The organism is Niallia sp. M35 (genome assembly GCF_050971705.1).
Lineage (GTDB): Bacteria > Bacillota > Bacilli > Bacillales > Cytobacillaceae > Niallia > Niallia circulans_A.
In genome coordinates this window covers 130,443-150,113 of record NZ_JBPCEP010000006.1, presented here as the reverse complement: position 1 = coordinate 150,113, position 19,671 = coordinate 130,443, and the positions used below count along the sequence as shown (strand labels likewise).

The following is a 19,671-nucleotide window of genomic DNA, read 5'->3' as shown; positions in this document are numbered from 1 at the left end:
AGTAAAAGGGATCTGTCTCTTTCTTTTATTTTTAAGAAATAAATATATGTTAGAATGATGAGGCGGATGAAACTTATTCTGTTTGAGAGGTAAGAATGATGAAAAAAAGAGACTTTATAGCAGAAGATATTTTAAGTAAGATTTATCAAAATAAATATAAAGCTGGCGAAAAAATCCCAACGGAAAGAGAACTGGCAAGACATTATGATGTATCGAGATACACTATTCGTGAAGCACTAAAAAAGCTTGTGAATATAGGGTGTGTAAAAGTTATTCAGGGTTCAGGAATTTTTGTAAATGAGACACGGTATAAAAGCCCTTTAATATATAATTCACTCACAGAAAGAAAGTTTAAAGATATTCAATCAAAAATTATTTATTTTAAAAAAATAGAGGCAGATCATGCTTTAGAAAAAATATTTGACTTAAGTGGTAAAAAAACAAAAGTATGGGAGTATAAACGTGTTCGCATTGTGGATTTTCAAAAAATGCAAATAGAAACGACAAGACTTCCGTGTGTCTATTTCCCAGATTTAGAGGAGGAAGCAGTAAAAAACTCCGTTCATGAGTATGTCCAGCAATGTGGCTATCAAATCTCTCATTTTATTACTACCTATAGTGCCATAAATGTCAGTAAAGAAGATGCCGAGCTGCTTAACTGTAAAAAGGGTACGGCTGCTATGAAGATTTTTAATCGAGGAATTCTGCAGAATGGCACCGTATTTGAATATAGTGAGATGATAAACTTGGACTACTCCGTTTCTTATTTCACTCCGTTTAATCCATATAGTCACCAGTATAGGAAGAATTAGGAGGAAAATATTTGTTTTTTTCCTCCTAAGGAATAGGACTAAAAAAAATGTCCTATTTATTTGTATATCAATAAAACAACCTTCAATACCTCCTTCACCACATCATTAAACCCTCTATAATTTTGGATAAAAAAACCAAAAAAATAAGACAAATTAAATATATCATGTCTTTTTTGTGTATTCTCTTTAGAATGTATGGATGAAAACATTGTTTACATTTGTTATGGTTGATGAAGAAAGCGTTTTCTTTATTAGAATGAAAAGGGGGAGATAAGGAAGACCTTGCTATCTTTTATTTTATATGGAGTATATACATTTCTTTATTCTTATTGGTTGAACAATTATCCGGAGGTGTACAGATGAAGAAGATAATATCCGTTTTATCTTTGTTTTTAATAGGTTTATTAGTGCTCTCAGGCTGCGAATCAGATAAGGAAACATCGTCTAATGTGGATGAAAATGGAATAAAAACTTTTACTGCATTTATGGCTGTGCCTGGTAAAGAATTACCGGATGATAATAGAATGATGAATAAAATTGCTGAAAAAATAGGAGCAAAAGCAGATGTTACGTGGTTAACAGGACAAACCGCTTCTGAGCGAATCGGGGTAATGATTGCAGGAGGTGAATATCCTGATTTTATTGATGGATCAGATGGTACAGCTGCATTAATCAATGCTGGTGCATTAATTCCATTAGAGGATTATTTAGATGATTATCCCAATATTAAAAACCTGTATACGGATGCTCAATGGAATCAAATTAGACATGAGGATGGCCATATTTATATTATTCCGCAATTTGGTGTCGTTAAAGGGCAGAATATGGCAGTTAACCATAGTGATGAAGCATTTTGGATTCAAAAGCGCATTTTGGAATGGGCTGATTATCCTGAAATCACCACATTAGATGAATATTTTGATCTAATTGAAAGCTATCTTAAAGAAAATCCTACTTCAGAGGATGGCCAGAAGAATATTGGATTTTCCATTTTGTCTGATGATTGGAGATATTTCTGTTTAGAAAACCCACCGCAATTTTTAGCGGGATATCCTAATGACGGAGCTGCGGTTATTGATCCTGTAACAAAGGAAGCAAAAGTTTATGATCAAATTCCAGAAGCAAAAGAGTATTACAAAATCCTAAGTGAGAAATTTGCCAAAGGAATAGTTGATCCAGAAACTTTTACGATGTCTTATGATCAATATATTGCAAAAATTTCTTCAGGGCGTGTATTAGGAATGGTTGATCAATATTGGCAATTCCAGGATGCAGAAACTTCTCTTAAATCACAAGGTTTAGATCATCTAACTTATGTTCCGCTTGATTTAGTCTTAGATAAAAATGTTACACCGCAATATTTTAGTCCGCCAACATTGAATGTTGCAAATGGTCTTGGTATTAGCATTAGTAATAAAGATGTTGAGGGCTCCTTGAAGTTCCTAAATGACTTACTTGATCCTGAGGTGATGGTTATGAGAACTTGGGGAGAAAAGGGCGTTGATTATGAAGTAGATGATAAAGGTTTATTCTATCGAACCGAAGAACAACGTAAAAACGCAAAAAATCAGAATTACGTGACGAATAATTTTTCTGATTATAATTATTTCCCGACATACACTGGAATGCTGGAAGACGGAATCAATGCTGTATCTCCAGGTGAACAGCCAGATGAATTCTATGCTACTTTATCTGATTTGGATCGAAAAATTCTTGATGCTTATGGCTATAAAAAATGGACAGATTTCTTAACACCAGTGAAGGAAAATGCACCTTGGTATCCTATTTATTCAGCGACAAATGGATGGACTGCCAGCACACCAGAAGGAATTTCAAAAGAAAAAATGACGGAAGTAAAGCAGCAGTGGTTACCAAAAGTTATTATGACATCACCAGATAAGTTTGAAAGTGCTTGGGATGATTACATGGATGCTTACAATTCTCAAGTTGATGTAAAGGCCTATGAAGATGCCTTAACAAAGGAAGTACAACGAAGAATCGAAGTCTCTGAATCTAATAATTAAAAATGCTGGTAATGATTATTTAACGAAATATTGGGGTGCGCCCTGAAATATAGGACGTTTTCCCAATCCCTTTCGTATTAAGGAAAGGTGTGTGTAAAGGGTGCAGCAGGAGAAACCGGTAATGTTAGAAACTGTCGTACAGCCATCTCCGAAAAAGGTAGGTTCTTTAAAAAAATTATTTAAAAAATGTAAAGAGCAAAAAGAATTAGTGTTGTTATCTATCCCCTTTGTAATTTATGCATTAATTTTTTATTATGCTCCTCTTAGTGGCTGGTTAATGGCTTTTCAAAATTATCGGCCAGGAAGAGGAATATTTGAACAAGAATGGGTGGGGCTAAACAATTTTAAATTTCTCTTTTCTGATCCTACATTCATTAATGTAGTCCGTAATACGTTAGCAATGAGTATGATAAATCTAGTGCTAGGATTCATTTTTTCTATTGGATTTGCACTTCTATTAAACGAGGTAAGAAATAAAACAGTCAAAAAGTTTATGCAAACCGTTTCTTATCTTCCTCACTTTTTATCTTGGATTATCGTGACAGGAATTGTTATGGAAGTATTGTCTCCGGAAACAGGTATTATCAATCAATTATTGTTAGTTTTTGGCATAATTGATACACCTATTAACTTTTTTGCAGATCCCAAATACTTTTGGTGGATTGTAGGCTTTGCAAATGTATGGAAATCAACTGGATGGGGAAGCATTATTTATTTAGCGGCAATGGCATCGATTAATGAAGAACTGTATGAGGCAGCATCTATTGATGGAGCGAATCGCTTAAGAAAAATTTGGCATGTTACATTGCCGGGGATTAAACCAACTATCTTTATTCTCTTATTAATCAATATTGGAAATATATTAAATGCTGGATTTGAAGTTCAATATTTATTAGGAAATGGATTAGTGCAAGGAGTATCGCAAACAATTGATATCTTTGTTTTAAAATACGGAATTAGCTTAAATAACTATTCATTAGCTACTGCTGCTGGAATATTTAATGGAATAATTAGTCTTACCTTAATCTTCATTGCTAACCACTTAGCGAAAGCAGCGGGAGAAGAAAGACTATTCTAAAGGAGGATGGAGAGTGATGAAAAAGGTCTATTATTCTGATGTACTTTTTGATATTTTTAAATGGATTTTTTTACTATTTTTTATTCTTGCAACACTGTACCCCATTTTAAATACGCTAGCAGTTTCCTTTAATGATGGATTAGATTCTATTAAAGGAGGAATTTACCTCTTTCCAAGAGAATTAACACTTGAAAACTATATAACTGTATTGAAAAAAGATACGCTTATCCAAGCTTCTATTATTACTGTTGCAAGAACGGTAATTGCTACAATCGTTCAATTATTTCTGACTGCTCTTTTAGCCTATATATTAAGCAGAAAGGAATTTGTATTTAGAAAATCTATTACATTGCTCTATATCTTTACTATGTATTTAAATGCGGGGTTGATTCCGAATTACCTTTTGATGAGTAAATTAGGATTGTTAAATAGCTTTTGGGTGTATATTATTCCGGGAATGATAAGTGCGTTTAATATGTTAGTTATCCGCACGTATATTAATGGATTACCGGAGAGTTTAGTGGAATCGGCCAAAATGGATGGTGCATCTCATTTTAGAATATTTATAAGTATTATAATGCCGCTATGCAAACCAGTTTTAGCAACAGTTGCATTATTTATAGCAGTATACCAATGGAACTCTTGGTTCGATGCGATGTTATACAATGGATTTAATGATCGATTAACTACATTACAATATGAATTAATGAAACTGCTTTCTTCTGTGACGAATCAAGGTGCAAATGCGGATTCTATGAAAAATTCGTCTTCTATGGTCACTCCTACATCAATACGAGCCGCAACAACCATTATTACAGCATTGCCGATTGTTTGTCTCTACCCCTTCTTACAAAAATATTTTATGAGTGGACTAACAATAGGTGGAGTAAAAGAATAAAGATGTTAAAAATAAGTGATGGAGGTGAGCTGCCTTACTATCAAAACGTGATAGTTCGGTAGATTAATATGGTTAAAGCATTTCAGACGGGGGAATATACTAATTTATTTAAAAAATATGGCTATCAAGAAGAGGAAATTAACAATCGCTTAGCGCTTATTTGGCAAACGTTATTTTTCGGAAAGGAGGAGGAACGAATTTATTATGAAACAGATAACCAGATGGGATATGTGGTAGATACGGGGAATAACGATGTAAGGACAGAAGGTATGTCCTATGCAATGATGTTAAGTGTGCAATTAGATCAAAAGGAAGTATTTGATCGGTTATGGAAATGGACAAAAACATATATGTGGATGGATTCTGGTGTTCATGCTAACTATTTTTCATGGTCTGTTTCACCCGAAGGAGTAAAAAATTCTTATGGACCAGCTCCCGACGGAGAAGAATTTTTTGCAATGGCATTATTTTTTGCTTCGCATCGCTGGGGAGATGGAGACGGAATCTTTGAGTATTCAAAAGAAGCGAAAGATATTCTCCACTATTGCATCCATAAAGGAGAAAACAATGATGGCTTTCCAATGTGGAATCCTGAAAATAAGCTTATCAAATTTATTCCAGAAGTAGAGTACTCTGATCCTTCCTATCATTTGCCCCACTTTTATGAACTTTTTTCCCTATGGGCAAATGAAGAAGATCGTGATTTTTGGAAGGGAGCAGCGGAAGCGAGTAGAAGCTATTTGTTAAAAGCATGTCATCCAGTTACGGGGCTTACAGCAGAATATGCCGATTATGATGGAAATCCTTACTATGACAGCGAGCATTTCTACTTTTATAGTGATTCGTATCGGGTAGCGGCTAATATTGGCCTCGATTACGAATGGTTTGGCAAAGACGAAGAATTAAGAAATTGCGTGGCAAAGATTCAAAAATTCTTTTGCGAAACAGTCAAAGGAGAAGAGGATTACGTTTATGCTATAGATGGAACAAAGGTGGAGCAGAATGTGTTACATCCTGTTGGCCTATTAGCAACAAATGCGATGGGTTCCCTTGCAACAGAAGGAAAGTTTGATTATGCGAAAGACTGTGTAGAGAAATTTTGGAATACCCCCCTTAGAACGGGAGAGCGGAGATATTATGATAACTTTCTTTATAGCTTTGCGTTTTTATCGTTAAGCGGAAATTATAGAATATGGTAGTGCTATTTTTGAGAAGAAGGGATGATCGGCAGTGCAGACTTTTAAGAATCCAATTTTAAAAGGATTTTCGCCTGATCCATCTATTTGTGTAGTTGGAGATGATTATTATTTGGTTACATCCACTTTTTCTTATTTTCCTGGTGTTCCGATCTACCATAGTAAGGATCTTGTTAACTGGGAATTAATCGGAAATATATTGGACCGAAAATCGCAGCTTCCCCTATCAGATGTTACACATTCTCAAGGAATATTTGCACCTTCTATTAGGTATAACAAAGGAATTTTCTATATGATAACGACAAATGTTCCGAATGGTGGAAACTTTATTGTGACAGCAACTGATCCAACAGGACCCTGGTCTGATCCATATTATTTAGAAGGAGCAGCAGGAATCGATCCAAGTCTATTCTTTGATACAGATGGAAAAAGCTATTATGTAGGGACAAGACCCAATCCCAAAGGAGTGCGCTACAATGGAGACTGGGAGGTATGGCTACAGGAAATAGATCTAAAATCTATGAAACTGATTGGAGTCAGTACAAAACTTTGGAAGGGTGCTCTAAGAGAGGCAATTTGGCCAGAAGGACCACATTTATATAAGAGGAACGGTTATTATTATTTAATGATTGCAGAAGGTGGCACTTCGTTTGAACATTGTGTCACGATTGCGAGAAGTGAAAAAATTGATGGTCCGTATATAGGAAATCCATGTAACCCTATTCTTACACATAGGCATCTTGGACGTGATTATCCTGTATGTAATGTAGGGCATGGCGACTTAGTGGAAACAGCGGATGGGGAGTGGTATATGACTTGTCTTGCAAGTCGTATTTTTGACGGATATAGCAATTTAGGCAGAGAGACATTTCTAGCAGAAGTAGTCTGGGAGAGTGATTGGCCAGTCATTAATCCGGGATTAGGAAGGTTAGCAAGAGAGCAGATGCACAGGCTGCCACTTTTTCCAACAGAAACAGTAAATCCCCGAATTCTGTTTGAACAACCTTTAGATAAGCGGTTATTATTTTTAAAAAATCCTGATATAGAAAAGTATGTTTTTGATGAAAGAGACGGTTGGTTAAGAATGTACGCTTCCCCACATACAATCGCAGATATTGCATCCCCTTCTTATATAGGGATTAGACAACAATCCATGTGGTATACGCTTAAAACGAGGCTGGATTTTACTCCGCAACAAAATGGGGATGAAGCCGGGCTTGTCATTCTGCAAAATGATCGTTATTCTATTCGCTTTGTCTCAGGATTGTTTGATGGAAAAAGAGAATTGAGAGTCATAACAAATTATAATGGGGAAGAGAAGCTGGAAGAACGTATAGTAGAGGATTCTCGTAATTTAACCTTAAAAATAAAAGGCGATTGTCAAAAACTCCATTTCTATTATTCTCAAGAAGATGGCGAGGAAATAGAAGTGGTGAAGAATATAGATGCACATATCCTAAGTACGGAAGTGGCAGGAGGATTTGTTGGTTGTACAATGGGAGTTTATGCAACTAGTAAATCGGATCTTACAAACAGTTGTTATGCAGACTTTCAATGGTTGGAGCAAGTAAACGAGGAAGTAGAGCTGCATGTAACAGAAAAGGTGAAACAGTATGAATAGGTTAATGAATGGCATATATATGAGGAGATTGACAAAGGTAGCTAATTTATTATATTTAAGTATTCTTTGGACAGTATTTTCGTTACCTATCATTACGATTGGGGCATCAACGGCTGCATTGTATTATACAGCCCATCATGCTATTAGAGAGGAAGAGGGATATATATTTGAACAATTTTGGAAAGCAATGAAAAGTAGCTTTAAACAGGCTACTATTACTTGGGTATTTTTTGTAGCTGCCATTTCTGTGTTTTATTACAATAGTCTGTTTTTAGGAGCGCAAACAAATGGGAGTGTTGTATCTATAATAGGGCAAACAATATTTCTTCTGCTTATCCCTTTGGTATGTTGTTGTTTTATTTATGCTATCTCCTATATAGCGAGATTTCAATCCCCATTAAAAATTGTTTGGAAAAATGCTGCCATTTTAGCCATCAGCCATTTGCCTAAATCGCTATTTCTATTAATACTTCTAGTGTTTTTTATAGTTAGTATATGGTTATTACCAATATTAGTTGTAATCATTCCTGCATTTTTCTCCTATATAATAAGTCGCTATATGGAAACTATATTCTCCAGCTATTTGAAAGAAAAATAACAGGAGAGTGTGGGGGAAAGAAGAGGAATTAAGCACAGACTATAACTAAATCTTCAAAGAAATATAGCAATACTGATTATATGAAAAAAATCTCTATCTAGTAGTAGTGAATAAATGGTAGAATACGCATCGCGGAAAACGCTTACAAAATAAATGGGCCAGAAGTCGCAATCGTTTAATATTTCTGTCTGAGTATGGTAGATAATAGCCTTTAGCTTTACTATTTGTGTAGAGACTGGTTTGGAAGGATGGGAAAAAAATTTGCTTGCACTGCTTCTGAATAATATAAAAATAAAGAAAAAAATGGTACTAATTTATTTATTAGCTGTAGTGATTCCTATCGTTCTTACTAATTTAGTCATTATCCATTCCATTCGAGAAAATGAGGATATTCAAAAAAATAAATCAATGGAGATTACGATAGAACGGCTGAAATATCATCTTAATGAGAGCTTCAACGAGATTACGGAAGTATCCAATTATATTAGTAGAGATTTGAAAATCAACGAATTTCTTCAAAAAAAGTATAAAGATAATGTAGATTATTATAGTGACTATATTTCCCTTGTTCAAGAAAACATCATTAATAATTTTTATGTATCTCAAGCGTTGGAAAGTATAGAAATATACACTACTAATCCAACTATTATTAACGGTGGGGTTTTTTGGAATTTGCGAGCGGTCGAGCAAACGAATTGGTATAGAATTTACAAAGAGAATAATCATAATATGATTTTATATCCTTATTATGAAGAGAATAAGCAATTCCCACCAAAGTTAGAGTCGAATCGAACGATTAGTTTTATAAGAGAATTACCAAATAGAAGCAACGGATATAAAAGTATTGTAAAAATAAATATTAATTATTATCGATTATTGGCAAATATCAAAAATGAAGATACGAGTAATAATATTGTAATAGCATATAATGATCAGGTTATTTTTAGTAATCAGGGCTCAGAGAAAAAGAATACCATATTCCGAAAATTAAAATCAAAAGAAAAATCCAGATTTAATCTATCTGATTCTTTTCTAGCAATCAATGATCGATGGGATATCTATATATCTAATAATCAGATTAATATTTTTGATCTCATTGAGAACAAGAAAACCATACTCCTGGTGTTAATAATTTTTAATTTTCTATTTCCCACACTTGTTATTTTGCTTATTAATAAGTCCTTTCAAGATAGAATTGCTCTAACAGAGCAGCATTTATTGAAAGTAGAAAAGGGGATATTCGAAAGAATCAATATAAATGAAGGAAAAGATGAAATAGGTGATTTAATAAGGAGTTATAATTTCATGGTGGTTAAAATCGATGAATTATTAGGTGAAGTGTACAAAAAGGAGAGAGAACAGCAGAAAATAGAATTAGCCAAAACAAAAGCAGAGCTAAATGCGCTTCAAAGTCAAGTAAATCCACATTTTCTTTATAATACGCTTGATAGCATCAGAATGAGGAATTTACTAAATGGAGATCGAGAAAGTGCAACAGTTATTAATGAATTAGCACAGTTATTTAGAAGAATGACCAAATGGAGTGATTCATATTTTGTTACTGTCGAGGAAGAATTAGCATATGTTCAAAGATACTTAAATATTCAAAAATATCGTTTTGTAGATAGATTGAACTTTTCTATCTATGTAGAAGAGGAATGCAAGGAGCATTATATTCCAAAGATGCTGATAGTAACTTTTGTGGAAAATGCCTGTATTCATGGGATTGAGAAAAAGAAAAATGGAGGAGAAATTAGCATCATCGTCTCTACACAAGAGAATGCTATTTATATTGAAATTTTAGATAGCGGAGTTGGGATGGATGCAAAGAGATTAAGGAAAATAAGAGAGGACCTTGAGAAAAATGATGTGACAACATCCAATTGGGAAGAGAGCACAGGAATCTTAAATGCCTATTTACGGTTAAAAATGCACTATCAAGAGGAAGGGGAATTAGAAATTGAAAGCCAAAATTACACTGGAACAGAAGTATACATTAAGTTACCCATTATATAGAGAGTAAGCTGGGAAAAGTATTTCTAAGGCAGGTGTTAATTACTTTTTCATTTAGTGTTTCTTTCACAAATTCATTTTGAATAGAAGAAAGATCATTTAGGAGGAATAAATAATGTTAAAAGTCCTTATTGTTGATGATGAGCCATATATTCGGGAAGGAATTAAAGTCATGATTGACTGGGGAAACTATGGTTTTGAACTTTGTTATGAAGCGGGAAATGGGGAAGATGCTCTTCAAATTATTCGAGACTATGAAGTGGACATTGTTTTTACTGATATAAAAATGCCTGTTATGGACGGACTAGAATTAATTAAACAAGTAAAGCAGAGTATGGATAAGGAAATAAGGTTTGTGATCTTAAGTGGATATTATGAATTTAAATATGCGAAGAAAGCTATTCAATATCGGGTTACTGATTACTTGTTAAAACCAATACAGGAAAAGGAGTTAATCGATTTACTAGAAACCATTAATAAACGATTTATAGTATTAAAGCGAAAAGAAAAAGAGGAAGAAAAAAAGAACAAGGCAATTAATGATTATCATTTAAAAAATATATTATATGATAAATTTACCTTAAAGGACATTGAATTTATCAAAGATAGATATGGAGATTTCAAAAACTATACCTTTATTAATATGGATGTTGTACAAGAAACTAGGCAGGAACGTGTTACAACAGATGAAAAAAAGGAGTGGAGAAATAAGCTGTATAAAGTCATAGAAAAAATGGTGCAGGAAGAGAACTTCCTTATTCTTTATGATATAGAAAATACAAACATGGAATACTCAGTAAGTCTTGTTTGGCAATGCAATCGTTCGGAGGTTTATAGAGCAAATTATATAGAGAAACTTCAAAGAAGATTAATAAGTGAAGTACCGTTCAGGGTGAAAATGTATATCGGAAATACAGTACAGAAAATAGAAGAACTAACTGATTCCTATAATAAAGTAGTTTTAGGAAAAGAATATGAATATTTTTATTGTGCCGATAAATCAATCATTTATTGCGATAATACACCAGTATTTTCTTTAGAGCAATATCACTTATCTCCAAAACGGATAAATCAATATATGGATAGTATATCAGAAAATAATGAGCAAAAAATAACCGTCATTGTTAAAGAAATATACGATGAATTTCAACGGAAATGTCTGCATCCTCAATTAATAAAAAACAATCTTACTCTGTTAATTTATCAATTAACAGATCTATGGAACAAGAATAATAAACCGAATTTTTCTAATGATGAGTCCTCGCTGTTTATTCATGATCAGAAGAATATTTTATCTGGAAAAATTTCAATGGATGAGTTTTTAACCTATTCATTACATTTTGCAAACTATTTATATAGTATCAGAAATTATTCATCAAAAGACATCTTAATTAAAATTGAAAGGGACATTGAAGAGCGCTATATGGAAAAATTGAGTTTAAGAAAATTAGGAGATAAATATAATATAAATAGTGTATATTTAGGCCAATTATTCAGTAAAAAATATGGAGTAGCGTTTAAAGATTACTTAAATGAATATAGAATAGAAAAAGCATGCCAGCTTTTAGAAGAAACAGATGATCGTATTTATCAAATAGCGACAAATATAGGTTTTCAGAATCCTGATTATTTTATAAAAAAATTCCTGCAAGTTAAGCATGTGACCCCTAGAAAATATCGTCTTATATCTAGAAGTATAAAGGAAGCGTAAAGAAAAGATGCATGGAGACAGTATAAATAAAGAACTAGTTATCCCTTTTTAACTCTCCCCGCATTGAATACATTCACTAAAGCGGGGAGAGTTTCTGTTAAGCAATTTTAAACAATACTTATACCCACGTCACCACATCGTCAAATTCTCTGCGTGTTTTTGGATATGGATCTTTCGCACGATAGCCGAATGCTACCATGACGGAAATACCTAAATGGCCATCTTCTAAAAGTCCTTCTTCATCTAATAACTGATTCATTTTTTCCATATGAAAGCCCTCTATAGGACAAGAATCGATGCCGATTTGGGCAGCAGCGGTCATCATATTTCCAAGCGCGATATAGGTTTGTTTGGAAGCCCAGTCAAATAAAGCACGATCGGTATCTAAGCGGAAATCCTCCTTTTGGAATTCTTTTATCCGTTCAATCATTTTTGGAATCACTCCAGCAGGAAGCTTGGATACATTGGTAAACTGTTCTTTTAAATAGGTAGAATTATAGGCTGTATCTAATTTTGTTCTAGCTAATAAAATCACAAAATGGCTAGCGGCTGGAATCTTTGTAGACGCTCCCCAAGATGATTGTTTTATTTTATTTAGCAATTCTGGATTTTCAATCACAAGAAATTTCCAAGGCTCAGTACCAAATGAGCTTGGAGAAAGACGAGCTGTTTCTAAAATAAACTTCATATCACTTTCAGGAATCTTCTTCTCTGGATCAAATTCTTTTGTAGCATGACGAAAATGATAGGCAGCAAGAATTTCCTGTTTTAACTCTTCTTTATTGCGCATAATTTATCTCCCTTCTTATATACCATCTGATTACCCAGTACTTCTTTAAGATAACCAATTTGTTTATGAGTATAGCATAGGAAATTATTGTGGTAAATCAGTCTGATTTCTCTTCATATATTTCCATTATTTGTGTATGACGTATATATAAGTTCCATTAATTTACAACAGGAAAGAGGAGAGTAGGCGAATGAAAAGCAAGAACACTGGCATATCTTTTTATTGCTTCTTAGTTTATTGTTGTCTTTATTCTAGCTAACATGATGCGGAAGTTATATGATGAAACAGGATTTAACATTGGAATTGGGAACGATTATCTCGGTTATAGTATATTAGCAAGTATATTTATCATCCCTTTAGTCGGATTGATATTCGGATTTAAAGGCGAAAAAAGTCGCTTGAAATACCTTTCTATTGTTGGAAACCTATTAGTATTCTTGACAGGGGGTCTCTTATCAATGGCTTTAATTGTTTATGACTTCCTACCACAATAAGCGGGATAAGTCTTCAGCCTGCTTTAAATTATCACTAGCATATCTTTCTTAAAATAAATACCCCCCAAAACAATTGGACGAATGTATTTTTACGATGTCCGTCTAATTGTTCTGGGGGCTATTTGGTTGAAATATTTATGCCAGTCACTTTTATGATGAAACAATTGTACCAGAAGGCATCTTGGTGAAGAATATAAATAAAAACCCTTTACTTTAAAAATAAGTAAAGAATCAGTAATTTTTGTATAAAAAAGAAGCAAAATCAGCTATTATCTTCTTGACACTTTTAGAATGCCACATTAATATTATGTAGACCAGTTGTTATAATAATTTTAAGAAGAGATGATCTAATGAAGAAAGGCAACAATAAAAAAGAAGCAATTCTAACTACTGCAACGAAACTATTTCAACTGCAAGGATTCCATGCAACGGGTCTTAATCAAATAATTGATGAGAGTGGTGCTCCCAAAGGCTCTTTGTATTATCACTTTCCAAACGGGAAAGAAGAAATTGCATTAGAAGCAATTAAGCGAATGCGAGAGCTAGTCGTAGAGAAAATGAAAGCAGACTTATATAGTGGGGAAACTCCTGTGGCTGCATTTCAACAACATGTGAATTCTATCGCAAATGAATTTGATCAGATGGGCTGCAGTGCACTTGAAGGCTTGCAAATTAGTTTGATTGCTTCTGAAACAGCGTTAACACATGAAACGCTGCGCTTGGCATGTGATGCTACTTTTACCGATTGGCAGGCGCTTTATACAAATAGGCTAGAGGACTTTGGCTTTGCAGAACCTCTGGCAAAGGAACTGGGTATTACGTTAAATGCAATGATAGAAGGTGGGTGCATGCTTGCTCTCACGAATAAGAGCAGTAACCCCCTGCGTTGCATTTCGAATCAAATAGCAGTGCTGTTAAAACAGTGATTTTTTTGGATTTAAAGGAGGAAAAGAAATGACAATGGATATTCCCGCTAAAGGCGAAACAATTGGGAAAACGGAGTTTAAGACGGTGCCGATTATTGCCTCCTTTTTAATTGCGGGCTTTATTGGATTATTTAGTGAAACGGCACTGAATATGGCGCTAAGAACAATTATTACGGATTTTAGTATTAACGAAACAACCGTACAATGGTTAACAACAGGTTATTTATTAACACTTGGAATTTTAGTTCCTGTATCAGGACTTATTCTACAATGGTTTACGACAAGACAGTTATTTATTACTTCCCTTATTTTTTCGATTTCGGGAACGCTTATAGGAGCAATCGCGCCTACCTTTACCATTTTAATGGTTGCTCGTGTTGTTCAGGCAATTGGTACAGCACTATTATTACCGCTTATGTTTAACACAATTCTTGTGTTAATTCCACCGCATAAACGGGGGAAAGTAATGGGAATGATGGGGTTGGTCATTAGTTTTGCTCCGGCAGTAGGGCCAACTATTTCTGGATTAATTCTTCGCTCTCTTACTTGGCACTGGATTTTCTGGATTTCCCTGCCACTGCTTGTGGTTGCGCTTGTATTCGGTAGTATATTTATGCAAAATGTAACAACATTAACGAAGCCAAAGATTGATATTTTATCGATTATTTTATCAACAATTGGATTCGGTGGTATTGTTTACGGGTTTAGTAATGCTGGAGAAGGCGGCGGATGGGGCAGCTTAGAAGTGATTATTTCTATTGCCATTGGACTAATAGCATTAATCTTGTTTGCTATTCGCCAAGTGAAAAGTGAGCAGCCGATGATGAATTTAGGTGCTTTTAAATATCCAATGTTTGTTATAGGTTTAGTACTTGTCATCATGATTATGATGGTTATGCTTTCATCCATGATTTTATTGCCGCTATATTTACAAAATGTGCTTGCATTAAGCACATTTACAGCAGGATTACTACTTCTGCCAGGTGGTTTAATTAACGGATTACTTTCGCCAATTATGGGAAGTCTCTTTGATAAATTTGGGCCAAAATGGTTAGTTATTCCTGGTCTTGCACTAGCAACTCTTGCATTATTTGGTTTCTCTACAATTGATATTGATACATCATCAGGTTTTATTATTGCTTTGCTGATTGTATTAATGATTGGTGTCTCTATGGTAATGATGCCGGCACAAACAAATGGATTAAACCAATTGCCGCCTGAATTATATCCACATGGAACTGCAATTATGAATACGTTGCAGCAAGTTGGTGGAGCTATCGGAACAGCAATTGCTATTTCTCTTTTAGCTTCAGGTTCAGCGGAATATATAGATAGTGCTGCGACCGATTTAACCAACCCGTTAAGTCCATTGCTCGCCTTTACAGCTGGTGTACAAAAATCATTTAGCTTTGCGATTATTGTTGCAATCATTGGTCTAGTTCTATCGTTCTTTATCAAACGAGTGAAAGTAGACCATCCATCTCATTAATAGCAAAATAATATAATGAAAAATCGATTGGAAGAACATCGATTTGCACTGTTCAGTGTGAATCCGATTCTTTCAATCGATTTTTTTCTTACAATTAAACCATTCCACCATTAACGCGAAGGGTCTGACCTGTAATCCAACGAGCATCTTCACTCGCTAAAAAGGCGACAACTTTTGCGATATCGTCCGTTTCTCCGAAGCGGCCGAAGGCGTTTAGTTTTTTTAGGTTTTCTAATTGTTCAGGGCTTTTGCCATCCATAAACAGCTCGGTATTTGTAGGACCAGGTGAAATCGTGTTTATAGTGATTTTTTTGGGACCAAATTCTTTTGCCAGCTGTCTTGTAATTTGTTCGACAGCTCCTTTGGTTGCTGCATATAGGCTGTAACCAGGGAACATCATTCCTGCTACAGAAGTGGAGAAATTAATAATTCTTCCATCAGCCTCCATATGCTGAAGCGCTTGTTGGCAAGCAAAATAAGTTCCTTTTACATTGATGGAGAAATGTAAATCAAATTCTTCTTCTGTTACAGCCTTTAATGGTATGGTGTGCATTATGCCAGCGTTATTAACAAGAATATCTATTTTTCCAAAGTGCTGAAGCGTTTCTATAAATAAACGTTCTACCTCTTTAACTTTACTGACATCTGCTTGAACTGCAATAGCTTCTCCACCTTTATTCACGATGCTTGCGACAACTTCTTTGGCTTTTTCTGAGCTACTTGAATAGTTAATTATCACCTTCGCCCCTAATTGAGCAAGTTCTTCTGCGATAGTTGCTCCTATTCCTCTCGATGAACCAGTTATAATAGCGACTTTATCTTGTAAATGCTTCATTTCTTCCTCCATAGCTAATTATTAGTCTTTAGATAACATACTGTAATGATAAGAAAACTTTCAGCAAGAGTGATAGAAGATTTCTGTATAATCTTTGCCTAATTCTCCAAATAAGAGGTAAAATGTATGAAAAGTAGGGGGGATATGGTGAATAATAAAAATGAGTTAACGGATCTAGTAGAAAAACACTTTAAAACAGATGGTACACACGCAACAGAAATTAACCATCTAAGCATTGTACGAGCATCCACATTAACAGAACCGCTTCATTCTATTGTCGAGCCTTCTGTTTGTTTCATTATACAAGGTTCCAAAATAGTGATGTTGGGGGAGGAGATATTTCGCTATGATTCCAGCCAGTATCTAGTTATATCTGTGCATCTGCCTATTCGCGGGAAAATAACAGAGGCTATGAAGGAAAAGCCATATTTATGTATTAGACTTGGATTTACGACAGAACAGATTTTAGAAGCAGTTGCTAATCATAAGGAAGTAGTTTCAGATCCTCCTAAAAGAGCGATGCTTGTAAATAAAACCACCTCTGAAATGTCAGATGCCTTACTTAGATTAATAAGGCTGCTTGATACTCCAAAGGATATCCCTGTGCTTGCGCCATTATATCAAAAGGAAATATTATATCGGATTTTACAGAAGGAGGATGGTGATCAGATAAAGCAATTTGCCATTTTAGGAACCCATGCCCAGGCGATAAAAGAAACCATTAAATTGATAAATCAGGCATATGCCCAGCCGCTTCGCGTAGAGGAACTAGCTAAAGCTGTGAATATGAGTCTCTCTTCCTTTCATCATAATTTTAAGTTGATTACGGGTATGTCTCCTTTACAGTTCCAAAAAATGATTCGTTTACAGGAAGCGCGCAGGTTATTGATAGCTGAAGGATTGGAAGCTGCAGAAGCAGCCTTTCAAGTTGGATATGAAAGTCCGTCGCAGTTCAGCAGAGAATATAGCAGAATGTTTGGCTTGCCGCCGAAAAGCGATGTGAAAAAATTACAAGATAATTGGAAATGAGGAAAACCTACTATTTGAAGCACAAATGGCAGGTTTTCTTTTTATGGTGGAAATCATTAAGTTTTCAGAAGTGGCTGTGATTGAGTACATATTAAGGATGTAACCTTATTTAAGATTTTGTTCATCATCTTTATATTCTAACTCCAAAAACATATAATTCGTTTAGTTTTTCCTATAATTTGTTTATTGGTTATCACCCTCTTCGATATTATAATTTAGCTATATAAAAAAAAGAAAGCGTTTTCTAAAAAGGGGGGAGGGATAGAAAAATGGCCATGTTACGAAATTTGTGGAGAAATAAGGCCTTTTTGTTAATGGCATTGCCTGGAACTATATGGCTTATTCTATTTTTCTATATTCCGGTATTCGGGAATGTTGTAGCATTTAAAGATTTCCACTATTCAAGTGGCGGATTTTTTCAAAGCTTGCGGGAAAGTCCATGGGTTGGGTTTGATAATTTTAAGTTTTTATTTTCTTCCAATAATGCTTACTTGATTACAAGAAATACTGTTTTATATAATGTTGCGTTTATTGTGTTAGGGTTGATTTTTGCTGTTTTCTTGGCAATAGTACTCAGTGAACTGCGTTCTAAAAGAATGATTAAGATTTATCAAACTTCGATGCTATTTCCGTATTTTTTATCATGGGTTATTATCAGTTATTTTGTCTTTGCATTTTTAAGTCCAGATAAAGGTCTAATGAATAGTATCCTTACTCTTTTTGGTGGAGAAGAAATTAATTGGTATAACGAGCAAAAATATTGGCCATTTATTTTAATCGTCTTAGGAATATGGAAGGGTGTCGGCTATAATAGTGTCATTTATTTTGCGAGTATAATGGGAATCAACTCGGATTATTATGAAGCTGCGATGGTTGATGGGGCATCGAAATGGCAGCAGATAAAAAATATCACGATTCCGCAGCTAGTACCTTTAATATCTATTCTATCTATTTTATCCGTCGGCAATATCTTTAGAGCTGATTTTGGATTATTCTATCAAATCCCGAGAAACTCAGGTGCTTTATATGAAGTAACAAGTGTCTTAGATACTTATATCTATAACGGACTAACAAGTACAGGTGATATTGGGATGACAGCAGCTGCAGGTCTTTATCAATCAGTTGTCGGCTGTATTTTAGTAGTTCTGGCTAACTTCATTGTTCGCAAATTTGATGAAGAATCTGCATTGTTTTGAGGAAAGGAGGTCCAAATCATACAGTGAAAAAGAAAAAAATAGAGCATGTTCGAGTCCGAACCTTTAATCGAAAAACAAATATCTTTTTTAATATCATGGTAGGCTTGTTTGCCTTCTCTTGTATTTTCCCCTTCTTATTCGTAATTATTATATCGTTTACAAGTGAAACAGCCTTGATAACGAATGGATATGCATTGTGGCCAAGTGAGTGGAGTATTCAAGGGTACACATATTTAGCTGATTTAAAAACGCAAATTATTCAATCCTTGTTTATTACCGTATTTGTTACAGTTGTCGGAACCTTTATCAATGTTGCATTCACATCAACCTATGCCTATGCCATCTCTCGGCCAAATTTTCGTTATAAGCGATTTTTCACTATCTTCGCTTTAATTACGATGTTATTTAGCCCTGGAATGGTCCCAAGCTATATTGTGATGACGAATATGCTACAGTTAAAAGATACCGTGTGGGCCCTTATTCTTCCTATGGCTTTAAGTCCGTTTAACATCATTGTGATGCGAACATTCTTTAGAAGACAGGTGCCAGAATCGATTATTGAATCTTCCCGTATTGATGGGGCAAGTGAAATGAGGACCTTTACACAAATTGTTTTACCATTAGCGGTGCCAGGAATTGCAACAATAAGCCTGTTTGCCGCACTAGGATATTGGAATGATTGGTTTAATGCACTGCTGTACATTCAAAGTGATAATCTAATTCCACTGCAATACTTATTGATGAAAATCCAAAGCAATATTGATTTTATGACCCAAAATGCGGGCTTAAGTGGAAACTTATCTGGTGGCCTTGCCGCTATTCCAAAAGAGGCTACGCGAATGGCGATGGTTGTGATATCTACCTTACCGATTGCGTGCAGCTATCCATTTTTTCAACGTTATTTTGTTAGCGGTTTAACAATTGGCGGGGTAAAAGAGTAAGTAAATAAAAGGGGGATATG

The 19,671-nt window shown here is 34.7% G+C and carries 16 protein-coding genes; 14 read left to right on the top strand and 2 right to left on the bottom strand.

Translation table 11 applies throughout. The annotated features are described in order from the left end of the window. Positions 1-95 precede the first annotated feature (95 nt). The 9 genes from NiCM35_RS09795 (at position 96) to NiCM35_RS09755 (ending at position 11,951) form a co-directional block, all read left to right on the top strand. On the top strand, positions 96-812 hold the full coding sequence (locus NiCM35_RS09795) for a GntR family transcriptional regulator (RefSeq protein ID WP_235850255.1): 717 nt from the start codon (positions 96-98) through the stop codon (positions 810-812). Positions 813-1,171: 359 nt separating this feature from the next. After that, the gene (locus tag NiCM35_RS09790) at positions 1,172-2,836 is read left to right on the top strand and encodes a type 2 periplasmic-binding domain-containing protein (protein WP_095329822.1); all 1,665 of its coding nucleotides are present in this window, start codon (positions 1,172-1,174) and stop codon (positions 2,834-2,836) included. A 121-nt stretch (positions 2,837-2,957) separates the two neighbouring features. Further along, complete coding sequence (locus NiCM35_RS09785) at positions 2,958-3,914, top strand: ABC transporter permease (protein ID WP_095329823.1); 957 nt, start codon at positions 2,958-2,960, stop codon at positions 3,912-3,914. Positions 3,915-3,930: 16 nt separating this feature from the next. Further along, complete coding sequence (locus NiCM35_RS09780) at positions 3,931-4,812, top strand: carbohydrate ABC transporter permease (protein WP_095329863.1); 882 nt, start codon at positions 3,931-3,933, stop codon at positions 4,810-4,812. Positions 4,813-4,880: 68 nt separating this feature from the next. Then, positions 4,881-6,011 (top strand): family 8 glycosyl hydrolase, encoded by a 1,131-nt coding sequence (locus NiCM35_RS09775; protein ID WP_095329824.1) that lies wholly within the window; start codon positions 4,881-4,883, stop codon positions 6,009-6,011. 31 nt (positions 6,012-6,042) lie between these two features. Next, the gene (locus NiCM35_RS09770) at positions 6,043-7,629 is read left to right on the top strand and encodes a glycoside hydrolase family 43 protein (protein WP_433779334.1); all 1,587 of its coding nucleotides are present in this window, start codon (positions 6,043-6,045) and stop codon (positions 7,627-7,629) included. After that, entirely contained in the window at positions 7,622-8,227 is a 606-nt protein-coding gene (locus tag NiCM35_RS09765) for a YesL family protein (RefSeq protein WP_433779332.1), read from the top strand. The genes NiCM35_RS09770 and NiCM35_RS09765 overlap by 8 nt, the downstream gene beginning before the upstream one ends. Before the next feature lie 240 nt (positions 8,228-8,467). Then, the gene (locus NiCM35_RS09760; protein WP_095329827.1) at positions 8,468-10,243 is read left to right on the top strand and encodes a sensor histidine kinase; all 1,776 of its coding nucleotides are present in this window, start codon (positions 8,468-8,470) and stop codon (positions 10,241-10,243) included. A 112-nt stretch (positions 10,244-10,355) separates the two neighbouring features. Further along, positions 10,356-11,951 (top strand): response regulator, encoded by a 1,596-nt coding sequence (locus NiCM35_RS09755; RefSeq protein ID WP_095329828.1) that lies wholly within the window; start codon positions 10,356-10,358, stop codon positions 11,949-11,951. Between the two features lie 118 nt (positions 11,952-12,069). On the opposite strand, the gene NiCM35_RS09750 is transcribed toward NiCM35_RS09755, so the two are convergent. Continuing rightward, positions 12,070-12,741 (bottom strand): NAD(P)H-dependent oxidoreductase, encoded by a 672-nt coding sequence (locus NiCM35_RS09750; RefSeq protein WP_095329829.1) that lies wholly within the window; start codon positions 12,739-12,741, stop codon positions 12,070-12,072. A gap of 844 nt (positions 12,742-13,585) precedes the next feature. Here NiCM35_RS09750 and NiCM35_RS09745 point away from each other — a divergent pair. Both NiCM35_RS09745 and NiCM35_RS09740 read left to right on the top strand, forming a co-directional pair. Continuing rightward, a complete protein-coding gene (locus NiCM35_RS09745; RefSeq protein ID WP_047943829.1) occupies positions 13,586-14,161 on the top strand; it encodes a TetR/AcrR family transcriptional regulator in 576 nt (191 codons plus the stop codon). Between the two features lie 34 nt (positions 14,162-14,195). Continuing rightward, on the top strand, positions 14,196-15,650 hold the full coding sequence (locus NiCM35_RS09740; protein WP_371471514.1) for a DHA2 family efflux MFS transporter permease subunit: 1,455 nt from the start codon (positions 14,196-14,198) through the stop codon (positions 15,648-15,650). Between the two features lie 94 nt (positions 15,651-15,744). On the opposite strand, the gene NiCM35_RS09735 is transcribed toward NiCM35_RS09740, so the two are convergent. Further along, on the bottom strand, positions 15,745-16,485 hold the full coding sequence (locus NiCM35_RS09735) for an SDR family oxidoreductase (RefSeq protein ID WP_095329831.1): 741 nt from the start codon (positions 16,483-16,485) through the stop codon (positions 15,745-15,747). A gap of 126 nt (positions 16,486-16,611) precedes the next feature. Between NiCM35_RS09735 and NiCM35_RS09730 the strand changes: the two genes are divergently transcribed. From NiCM35_RS09730 to NiCM35_RS09720, 3 genes are all read left to right on the top strand, one after another. After that, positions 16,612-17,514, top strand: a complete 903-nt coding sequence (locus tag NiCM35_RS09730; protein WP_171510004.1) for an AraC family transcriptional regulator — start codon at positions 16,612-16,614, stop codon at positions 17,512-17,514. Positions 17,515-17,783: 269 nt separating this feature from the next. Beyond that, positions 17,784-18,710: an ABC transporter permease gene (locus NiCM35_RS09725; RefSeq protein WP_204259868.1), complete on the top strand. Its 927-nt coding sequence runs from the start codon at positions 17,784-17,786 to the stop codon at positions 18,708-18,710. 23 nt (positions 18,711-18,733) lie between these two features. Beyond that, entirely contained in the window at positions 18,734-19,651 is a 918-nt protein-coding gene (locus tag NiCM35_RS09720) for a carbohydrate ABC transporter permease (RefSeq protein ID WP_433779328.1), read from the top strand. The last annotated feature ends 20 nt before the right edge of the window (positions 19,652-19,671 follow it).

What these genes read in the sequence shown, in the direction of transcription:
- NiCM35_RS09795 (WP_235850255.1), top strand. Translation starts at nt 96, where the DNA reads ATGATGAAAAAAAGAGACTTTATAGCAGAAGATATTTTAAGTAAGATT.
- NiCM35_RS09790 (WP_095329822.1), top strand. Translation starts at nt 1,172, where the DNA reads ATGAAGAAGATAATATCCGTTTTATCTTTGTTTTTAATAGGTTTATTA.
- NiCM35_RS09785 (WP_095329823.1), top strand. Translation starts at nt 2,958, where the DNA reads ATGTTAGAAACTGTCGTACAGCCATCTCCGAAAAAGGTAGGTTCTTTA.
- NiCM35_RS09780 (WP_095329863.1), top strand. Translation starts at nt 3,931, where the DNA reads ATGAAAAAGGTCTATTATTCTGATGTACTTTTTGATATTTTTAAATGG.
- NiCM35_RS09775 (WP_095329824.1), top strand. Translation starts at nt 4,881, where the DNA reads ATGGTTAAAGCATTTCAGACGGGGGAATATACTAATTTATTTAAAAAA.
- NiCM35_RS09765 (WP_433779332.1), top strand. Translation starts at nt 7,622, where the DNA reads ATGAATAGGTTAATGAATGGCATATATATGAGGAGATTGACAAAGGTA.
- NiCM35_RS09755 (WP_095329828.1), top strand. Translation starts at nt 10,356, where the DNA reads ATGTTAAAAGTCCTTATTGTTGATGATGAGCCATATATTCGGGAAGGA.
- NiCM35_RS09750 (WP_095329829.1), bottom strand. Translation starts at nt 12,741, where the DNA reads ATGCGCAATAAAGAAGAGTTAAAACAGGAAATTCTTGCTGCCTATCAT.
- NiCM35_RS09745 (WP_047943829.1), top strand. Translation starts at nt 13,586, where the DNA reads ATGAAGAAAGGCAACAATAAAAAAGAAGCAATTCTAACTACTGCAACG.
- NiCM35_RS09740 (WP_371471514.1), top strand. Translation starts at nt 14,196, where the DNA reads ATGGATATTCCCGCTAAAGGCGAAACAATTGGGAAAACGGAGTTTAAG.
- NiCM35_RS09735 (WP_095329831.1), bottom strand. Translation starts at nt 16,485, where the DNA reads ATGAAGCATTTACAAGATAAAGTCGCTATTATAACTGGTTCATCGAGA.
- NiCM35_RS09730 (WP_171510004.1), top strand. Translation starts at nt 16,612, where the DNA reads ATGAAAAGTAGGGGGGATATGGTGAATAATAAAAATGAGTTAACGGAT.
- NiCM35_RS09725 (WP_204259868.1), top strand. Translation starts at nt 17,784, where the DNA reads ATGGCCATGTTACGAAATTTGTGGAGAAATAAGGCCTTTTTGTTAATG.